This is a genomic window from Lentisphaerota bacterium (assembly GCA_016873675.1).
GTDB lineage: Bacteria > Verrucomicrobiota > Kiritimatiellia > RFP12 > JAAYNR01 > VGWG01.
Genome location: VGWG01000116.1, coordinates 1 through 7,782, shown reverse-complemented (window position 1 = coordinate 7,782; position 7,782 = coordinate 1). Strand labels below are relative to the sequence as shown.

Here is a 7,782-nt window from a genome sequence, read left to right as displayed (position 1 = left end):
AACCCTGAACCCTGAACCTGCGGCCTCACCCATGAACCGGCGACCGGATCAGACTCAGAAATTCCGCCCGTGTCGCGCTATTCTTGCGGAACGAGCCCAGCACCGTCGAGGTGGTCATGACCGAATTCTGCTTGCCGACGCCGCGCATCATCATGCAGAGATGGCGGCACTCCATGACCACGCCGACCCCCTCGGCGCCCGCCGCGTCCCGCACCGCCTCGGCGACCTCTTCCGTGAGCCGCTCCTGAATTTGCAGCCGGCGCGCGAAACAGTCGACCAGGCGGGCGATTTTGCTCACCCCCAGCACCTTGTCGCGGGCGACATAGCCCACATGGCACCGGCCGAAAAAGGGAAGCATGTGATGTTCGCACAGGCTGTAGACCTCGATGTCGCGAACAATGATCATGTTGTTGGTCTGCGACTCGAAGATCGCCCCGTTGATCACCTTCCGCGTCGTCTGCCGGTAACCGTTGGTCAGGAACAGCAGCGACTCGGCGACACGCTTGGGCGTGGCCACCAACCCCTCGCGGGCGGGGTCTTCTCCCAGCTCCACCAGCAACTGTCGGATCAATTTCGCAACCCGCGCCGCATTCGGCGTATGAGCCATCATCGCATCCCCCTCTCGCGTTCGTCGTCTGATTGATGAGGCTCTTGCAAAACCCCTTCGGGGTGTTTGCAAGAGAGAAGTCAGAATACAGGCGTCAGGAGTCAGGAGTCAGGAGTCAGGAGTCAGAATATGAGAACACGCGGCCCGTGAGAGGGTTCCAATTCTGAATACTGAATTCTGGCTTCTGAAACCGGCGCTTGCAGAACCGACGCAGGAGGTTTTGCAAGCGCCTCTGATGTCTGAGCTATCCCCAGACGGTGATTACCATACCACATTTGGCCTGCCAGCGGAAGAGAAGGGTTCGGTGGTTGGGGTGGGCGCATCCCCGTTTCACTGACCTGTGATGAGTGGAAAACATGGTTTCCGGGTTCATGGGTAGGGCGGGGCCGCCGGACCCGCCTTGTTGGCACCTTGCCGCGGCGGGTCCGGCGGCCCCGCCCTACCTTGATATTCAGGCGCAAGTCAGTGAAACGGGGATGCGCCCAGCGCCTCATTAGAATTAGAATTTCGCTTGCAATCAGTGCTCTGGCGTCCTAGACTACCTTTAAACCTTATTTATGGATGTTTATGCAAAAGTTCAACTACGTGGCCGTTGATGGAGCTGGCAAGGAGATCCGTGGCACGGTGGAGGCGCCGGACCAGCCGCAGGCGATCACCAAGATTCGCGGCCAGGGGGTCTATCCCACGGCCATCACCATGGTCGGCGGCACCGGAGCACCCAAAGACGCGCGCCGCCCAGCCCAGTCCGCTACCGGAGGCGCCAAGAAGAGCGGTTTGAACATGGAGATCAAGCTGCCCGCCTTCCTGGGCGGCCGGGTCAAGCCCAAGGACCTGATGGTGCTCACACGGCAGTTGGCCACGCTGGGCGAAGCCGGCCTGCCGCTGCTCCGCGGACTGCGCGTCCTGCTTCGGCAGACCAAGAGCGTGCCGCTGCGGGAGGCGCTCGTGGGGATGTCTGAGGCCGTTGAGAGCGGCTCGACCTTCTCTGAATCGCTCGCCAACTACCCGCGCATCTTCAACAACCTGTACGTCAACATGGTCCGCGCAGGCGAGGCGGGCGGCGTGCTCGAGGTTGTGCTCACCCGTCTGGCCGAGTTCATGGAGAAGGCCGAGAAGATCAAGAATAAGGTCAAGGGCGCCATGATCTACCCGGCCGTGGTGCTGACCGCCGCCATCGGCATCGTCATGTTCCTGATGCATTCGGTCATCCCCAAGTTCAAGGATATCTTCAATGACCTCCTGGAGGGCCAGCAGCTCCCCCCCGTCACCCGGTTCGTCATTGGCGCCAGCGATCTGGTCAAGAATAATGTGATGATGGTGGGAATCACGATCATTGCGCTGATCATTCTCTATAACCTGTGGAGCCGCACCACGCACGGGCGCTTCATCATTGACACCGTCAAGATGCGGCTTCCGATCTTCGGCACCCTGATCAGCCGCACCGCGATCGCGCGCCTCACCCGCACGCTCGGCACCCTGCTCTCGTCCGGCGTGCCGATCCTGCAGGCACTCATGATTGTCCGCGACACGTCGGGCAACACCGTGATCGCGCGCGCCGTGCAAAACATCCACGACAGCGTCAAAGAGGGCGAAAGCATGACCGACCCCATGGCCGCGGCCAAGGTCTTCCCGCCGATGGTGGTCTCGATGGTCGAAGTCGGCGAGGAGACCGGCGCCCTTCCCGATATGCTCATCCGCGTCGCCAACACCTATGACGACGAAATCGACAACGCCGTGGTCGGCCTCACCTCGATCATCGAGCCGCTGCTGATCCTGTTCCTCGCCGTCATCGTCGGCACCATCGTCATCGCCATGTTCATGCCGCTGATCTCGATCATCGGCACGCTCAGCGGGCAAAACACCTAGTCACTCAAGCCAGGGAGGCGCGTCATGAGACAGGATGCAGAAGCTCGGTTCACGCGGGCGGGCGGATGTGCCGCTGGCCCCGCCCCGCTGCGCCGCAGACGCAGCGGCTTCACCCTCATCGAAATGCTCGTCGTGGTGTTGATCATGGCGCTGCTCATGGGGCTCCTCGTGCGTTACATGCGCGGGTCCGAGGACCGGGCCAACCGCGCCGCGACCGCCAAGACGATCGAACAGGTCAGCGCCGCCCTCGAGGAGTTCTTCGCCGAATACGGCCAGTACCCGCCCGTGCCCGTTTACTCGGGCGATGGTGGGCAGCCCATCTATTTTGAGTTCCCGATGCAGTACGTGCCGCCCGATCCGAGGGTGGCGCTGAGTGGGACGGAGTTCTTGGATTATCCCGATTTTGAGGTCACCGACCCGCCTCTGAATCTTCGCCTGTTCACGCTCGGACTGGTCTCTTTTTTATTGCCTCGCTACGATACAGTAGTGAGTGTTTCCTCCTACTTTGCCTCTAACCGGCCTGCGTTCTGGACGGATTCAGGCGAGTCACAATGGGCGTTTTATACCCCCTCTCAGATTGATCAGCCCCGGGATCTCGCGGCCATTGCACGGTGGAAGCCGTTTCTGGACGGCGTGATCCAGAGCGCGTCTTTTAGTCGCACAAACGCAGCTCCCGTTGGGCGTGTGTGGCTCAATCAGGGCTTTACTATCCTCGACGCCTGGGGCGACCCGTTGCGTTACCAGTCTATCCCCCCCCACCAGTCGTACCGGATCTGGTCCGATAACATGAGTGATTGATCGTTGGTTTTGTCATGTTAAAACAACCCATCCCACGTGACCGGCCAGGGATTCCGCTGCCAGCCGTCTTGCGCGCCACCGGCCGCAGGCCGCCGCCTGTGTGCCCGCGTGCCGGTTTTACCCTGATCGAGATGCTGGCCGTGATCGCGGTTATCGGCATCCTCATCGGCGTGGGGTCCTTCACCTTTGGCAAGGCGAAGGACAATGCGCGCAGCGCACTCACCCGCGACACCGCCAAGCAGATCGTCAATGCGTGGGGGCTCTATCAGCAGACCCAATACGAATGGCCGGCGTCAATCCCCTCAACGGCGGAAACGGTCCCGTTAACCTCTCTGGTTTCAAATCTCGTTTCCAACTTCGAATTGAAGCTGGAAGAACGCACGTCGGGTCTCAAGGACAGTTGGGGCAGCCTCTACTCCATCTGGTTTGATATGGACTACGACGGCCAGATCATCCTGGATCCGAATCCGTTTACCTCCCATCCGTCTTTCAAAGGCGAGCCGATCCTCACCATCAAAGGCCCCGTCCTCGTCGCCTCGCCGGGCAAGGACAGGATCCTCGGCACACAGGATGATATCATCGTACACTGAACCTGCTTCTTATAAGGCGCCGCCATGAGACCGACAGCCACATCCAGACCGACACCCGATCCCGCCCGGCCTTCCCGTCGCGGCTTCACCCTGGTCGAGATACTCGCGGTGCTCTTCCTGATTGCGATGCTCCTCGCCATCGCCGTCACCGCCTCGCAAAAGGTCTTTCGCATCTCCCGCGAGAAACGGGCGGCCATGACCCGCAATGTCCTCGCTACCGCCGTCTACCGCTACCGCCATGAATACAAGACCTGGCCCATACCGGCAGCGACCTATCAGGCCGGTGTCTACGTGTATGCGTTTACGAACACGTTGAACCAGGCCTGCTTGTCCATGCTCAGGCGGGACAATACAACCGACAACCCCAAGCAGATCCAGTTTTTGGACGAAAGCGCCATTCTGGTCGAGCAAGCAGGCCAGGTGATCTCCCTTGCAGCAGCAGCCGCGAATTGTCCCTTTGTCTACCGCGATGCCAACAACAACAGGAAGTATTTCACGGTTACCATCAACGTCGATGACGAAACGGTGTCGGTACAATGAGGGGGAGTAGAAGGGAATGACACTTACTTAAGGGGCTATTGCCATCTTAATCGTAATCTTAATCTTAATCTTAATCTTAATCTTAATCTCTTGGTGAAGAATGGATTACGATTACGATTACGATTAGGATTAGCAGCGCCAAGGTAGGGCGGCGGCGTCCCCGCCGCGCCGCAGGAAAAAGGGAAATGCACACGAGGATGTCTAGCGTGAAATGGGAAACGAATAACGGGCACCGGGCTGCCGAACGCGCCGTCGCTCCTGCCGCGCCGCAGGCTGCGGCATGCCGCCCATCCCGCGCGGGCTTTACCCTGATGGAACTGCTGGTGGTCATCACCATCATGGGGCTCATCGCCACGATCGCCGTGAGCAGCTATTTCGGCATCACCCGCGCGGCGGCCTACTCCGCCGCGCATGACAACCTGTACAACACGCTGATCCTCACCAAGCAGCGCGCCGTGATCGATGGCAAGGTGACCAGTCTGGTGATCCTCTCTCCCGACGAATACGTGGCCGTCCGCGCCGTCGGACGGATCTCGCATGTTGAAACGGATAACTCATCCGACGCCTATGCCGACCTTTCCGGTGCGGTTGCAGCAGGAGTGGAGGTGTATAACCTCGATGCGACGAGCGCGACGATCTCTCAAACGGTCACGATCTCGGCATGGACACTCGACATTTCCGACCCCTTCAACAGTGCCCCAACTCCCTATCCCGCCACCGCCTACAAGTTTGCCGGCGCCGGGAGCAGCTTCTTCACCGTCGGGGATCGCTATGGCTTTGCGCTCCATTCCAAACAGAGCCTGCCGCGGGGCTACGCCTTTGAAGCACCCGCTTTTCCCCAGGAAGTCCGTTTCAATCCCGACGGATCATGCGCTCAAGCCGACGTGATCGTTGTTAAGGAGACGATTCGACCCTCCAACACCATCACGTTTACCATCGCCGGATCTGGAACTGTCACCGACACGAGCACGGCGCCGTGAGGACCCTGAAGCGGCAACACTGGAGCCAGGGTGCCCCCACCCCGGCCGGCCATTGGAAATGAACCGGAATCGGGCGATGGGATTCACCACGAAAGACACGAAGACCACGAAGAGGAAAAAAAGCTTTGAAAGCGACGAACACACATTTTCTGGCGGCGACAGCAATCGGGATGCAGGGCGGGGACGTTTTCCCTGAACCCCGAACCCTGAACCCTCCGCTTGCGCCAACCGGCGCCCCTACCCCATCGTGCCGCCGCCACAGCGGCTTCTCCCTCATCGAGGTCACCCTGGCGCTCCTGGTCGTGGGTGTCGGCCTCGTCGCCCTCCTCGGCCTCTTCCCGGTTGGACTTCGCGAAAGCGGACTGGCCACGGCCGACACGACCCAGTCGATCTTCGCCAACGGCGTTCTCAACGCCATCCATGCCAACGCGGGCGAGATCACCACCTGGGCGAACTGGACGGCCCCCGCTGCGACGGCCTTTACGGCGGGAATCCCGAACATCACCGCTGGCGGGGTCCAGACCATCAACAATGCCAACGGCATTCCCGGGAACACCATCCGCTATCAATTGGAGATTGGTTCTGTGCCCGGGTATGCGGACAAGATCCGCTACGCCGCAATCCGCGTCTCCGAAAACAGATTCTCCAACCTCAACAGGAACCCGGTCTATTACACCGAGTTTCGGTACGAGGGGGAGTGAGAAGGTGTCAGGTGTCAGGTGTCAGGTGCGCGCAGCGCCAAGGTAGGGCGGCGGCGTCCCCGCCGCGCCGCAGGCAAAAGGGCAAGATCCGGGAGCCGCAGCGGAATCGGATTGAACGGAGTTTGAAAAACATGCAACAGGCCAAAGGTCATCGGAGGCTCTTTCAAAACCCCCTCTGGGGTGTTTGCAAGAGAGAAGTCAGAATAATTGAACACGTTGCCCATGAGAGGATTCCCATTCTGAATACCGGAGGCTCTTGCAAAACCCCGTCAGTACGGGCGTGGCACGGGCATCTTGCCCGTGTTTCACGGGCGGGACGCCCGTGCCACGGGGGGTTTTCCCTGGTCGAGATCCTCATCGCGGTCACCTTGCTGCTCGTCATCGTCATGATGATCTCGATGGTCTTCCAGCAGGCCAGCGGCGCGTGGGCGTCGGGTTCCTCGCAGGCCAAGTCCGAGAGCGCGATCCGCGCGACGCTCGGCAGCGTGGAGCGCGACCTCCTCAACGCGGTTGACGCGCGGGATTATTCTTCTCCTGCAGCGAATCCATCCGCCTCAGGGACCCCCAACCTCTCCTTCATCGCCTTTCAACACCTGTACAACCACCAGAGTCCACGGCTCTCCGGACGCCATCCCTGTCTCATCACCTACTCGTTCGCGGACGGGTTGCTGGAGCGATCCATGAGGCCCATGAACGCGAACGGCACCTGGGGAACATCCAACATTCTCGCGTCCATCAACAGCGGCATGCCCCTCACCGGTCTCACCTTCACCTCCGTACCCCGACCGTCAGACCCCGGTGGCCTGCCGCTGCGGGTGGACATCCGGGCCGAGGCCCCCCGGGTCAGCAAACTCTTCACGATCAGCGGACGCAGCTTCGGCAAGAACAAGACCGACGATTCGGGCGACGGCGACGATATTGTGGTCGGCGGAAAATTATGAAGCGGAGGAGTCTCTTGCAAAACCCCTTGTGGCATGGGCGTCTCGCCCATGAATCACGGGCAAGATGCCCGTGCCACTTTGGCTGGCAGGGGTTTTGCAAGCGCCTCGAGAGAAAAGGTTTTGATAGCATGAAACAGGAACAAGGACGCGGCGGCTTCACCCTCGTGGAAATGCTGGTGGTGATTACGATCATCGGCATTCTCATGGGCGTGCTCGGCACCTCGCTCATCCAGGCCCGCAACCACGCGCGCCGGACCAAGAGCGAGACGCAGCTTCGTGAAATGATCACGGCCTTCATCACGTATTACAACGCCTACGGCGCGTGGCCCGACGGATTGGGAAACAGCAGCACGGAAGTGCTTGTCACCGAGGCGATGCTTGAGCCGCTGATCACCACGAACAACAACCTCGGGCTGGTCCTCCTGAACAAAACGTTCACCACGATCGAGCGGGACAATAGCATGAGCCTCTACGGAGACGTCTATTACCTCGACCCGTGGGATCAGCCGTATCGGCTCAAAACGTCAGCGGATGCCGCCGTCACCAACCAGATTGCGCAGACCATCAGCGTCTGGTTCCCCAACAAGGACAGGAGTTGGGAGGAATAGGAGGGAGTGTGTGAGTGTGTGAGTCTGTGGTTAAGCATTTCCGAGAGCTTCGTGTTTATCGAGAGGCATTTGACGCAGCGATGCGGATCTTCGAATGCTCGAATAGGATCAGCGGCGGATTGGTTAATATGATGGCCTATGCGGACCAGTG

General features: G+C 60.2%; 9 protein-coding genes. 8 read left to right on the top strand and 1 reads right to left on the bottom strand.

Annotated elements, in window-relative coordinates:
- Nucleotides 1-25: 25 nt before the first annotated feature.
- Nucleotides 26-607 (bottom strand): GTP cyclohydrolase I FolE, encoded by a 582-nt coding sequence (gene folE, locus FJ222_11025; GenBank protein ID MBM4164952.1) that lies wholly within the window; start codon nucleotides 605-607, stop codon nucleotides 26-28.
- A 567-nt stretch (nucleotides 608-1,174) separates the two neighbouring features.
- Between folE and FJ222_11020 the strand changes: the two genes are divergently transcribed.
- The 8 genes from FJ222_11020 (at nucleotide 1,175) to FJ222_10985 (ending at nucleotide 7,631) form a co-directional block, all read left to right on the top strand.
- The gene (locus FJ222_11020) at nucleotides 1,175-2,473 is read left to right on the top strand and encodes a type II secretion system F family protein (GenBank protein ID MBM4164951.1); all 1,299 of its coding nucleotides are present in this window, start codon (nucleotides 1,175-1,177) and stop codon (nucleotides 2,471-2,473) included.
- 24 nt (nucleotides 2,474-2,497) lie between these two features.
- Nucleotides 2,498-3,271: a prepilin-type N-terminal cleavage/methylation domain-containing protein gene (locus tag FJ222_11015; protein MBM4164950.1), complete on the top strand. Its 774-nt coding sequence runs from the start codon at nucleotides 2,498-2,500 to the stop codon at nucleotides 3,269-3,271.
- A gap of 14 nt (nucleotides 3,272-3,285) precedes the next feature.
- Nucleotides 3,286-3,861, top strand: a complete 576-nt coding sequence (locus FJ222_11010) for a type II secretion system protein (protein MBM4164949.1) — start codon at nucleotides 3,286-3,288, stop codon at nucleotides 3,859-3,861.
- 24 nt (nucleotides 3,862-3,885) lie between these two features.
- The gene (locus FJ222_11005; GenBank protein ID MBM4164948.1) at nucleotides 3,886-4,401 is read left to right on the top strand and encodes a type II secretion system protein; all 516 of its coding nucleotides are present in this window, start codon (nucleotides 3,886-3,888) and stop codon (nucleotides 4,399-4,401) included.
- A 185-nt stretch (nucleotides 4,402-4,586) separates the two neighbouring features.
- On the top strand, nucleotides 4,587-5,381 hold the full coding sequence (locus tag FJ222_11000; protein MBM4164947.1) for a type II secretion system protein: 795 nt from the start codon (nucleotides 4,587-4,589) through the stop codon (nucleotides 5,379-5,381).
- A gap of 125 nt (nucleotides 5,382-5,506) precedes the next feature.
- Nucleotides 5,507-6,082: a prepilin-type N-terminal cleavage/methylation domain-containing protein gene (locus FJ222_10995; protein MBM4164946.1), complete on the top strand. Its 576-nt coding sequence runs from the start codon at nucleotides 5,507-5,509 to the stop codon at nucleotides 6,080-6,082.
- A 131-nt stretch (nucleotides 6,083-6,213) separates the two neighbouring features.
- Nucleotides 6,214-7,023, top strand: coding sequence for a prepilin-type N-terminal cleavage/methylation domain-containing protein (locus FJ222_10990; protein ID MBM4164945.1), 810 nt, complete (start codon nucleotides 6,214-6,216; stop codon nucleotides 7,021-7,023).
- A complete protein-coding gene (locus tag FJ222_10985; GenBank protein ID MBM4164944.1) occupies nucleotides 7,020-7,631 on the top strand; it encodes a prepilin-type N-terminal cleavage/methylation domain-containing protein in 612 nt (203 codons plus the stop codon). The genes FJ222_10990 and FJ222_10985 overlap by 4 nt, the downstream gene beginning before the upstream one ends.
- Nucleotides 7,632-7,782 lie beyond the last annotated feature (151 nt).

Bases quoted from the DNA above. Each gene is read 5' to 3' on its own strand.
- FJ222_11015 (MBM4164950.1), top strand. From the start codon at position 2,498: ATGAGACAGGATGCAGAAGCTCGGTTCACGCGGGCGGGCGGATGTGCC.
- folE (MBM4164952.1), bottom strand. From the start codon at position 607: ATGGCTCATACGCCGAATGCGGCGCGGGTTGCGAAATTGATCCGACAG.
- FJ222_10990 (MBM4164945.1), top strand. From the start codon at position 6,214: ATGCAACAGGCCAAAGGTCATCGGAGGCTCTTTCAAAACCCCCTCTGG.
- FJ222_11010 (MBM4164949.1), top strand. From the start codon at position 3,286: ATGTTAAAACAACCCATCCCACGTGACCGGCCAGGGATTCCGCTGCCA.
- FJ222_10985 (MBM4164944.1), top strand. From the start codon at position 7,020: ATGAAGCGGAGGAGTCTCTTGCAAAACCCCTTGTGGCATGGGCGTCTC.
- FJ222_11005 (MBM4164948.1), top strand. From the start codon at position 3,886: ATGAGACCGACAGCCACATCCAGACCGACACCCGATCCCGCCCGGCCT.
- FJ222_11000 (MBM4164947.1), top strand. From the start codon at position 4,587: ATGCACACGAGGATGTCTAGCGTGAAATGGGAAACGAATAACGGGCAC.
- FJ222_11020 (MBM4164951.1), top strand. From the start codon at position 1,175: ATGCAAAAGTTCAACTACGTGGCCGTTGATGGAGCTGGCAAGGAGATC.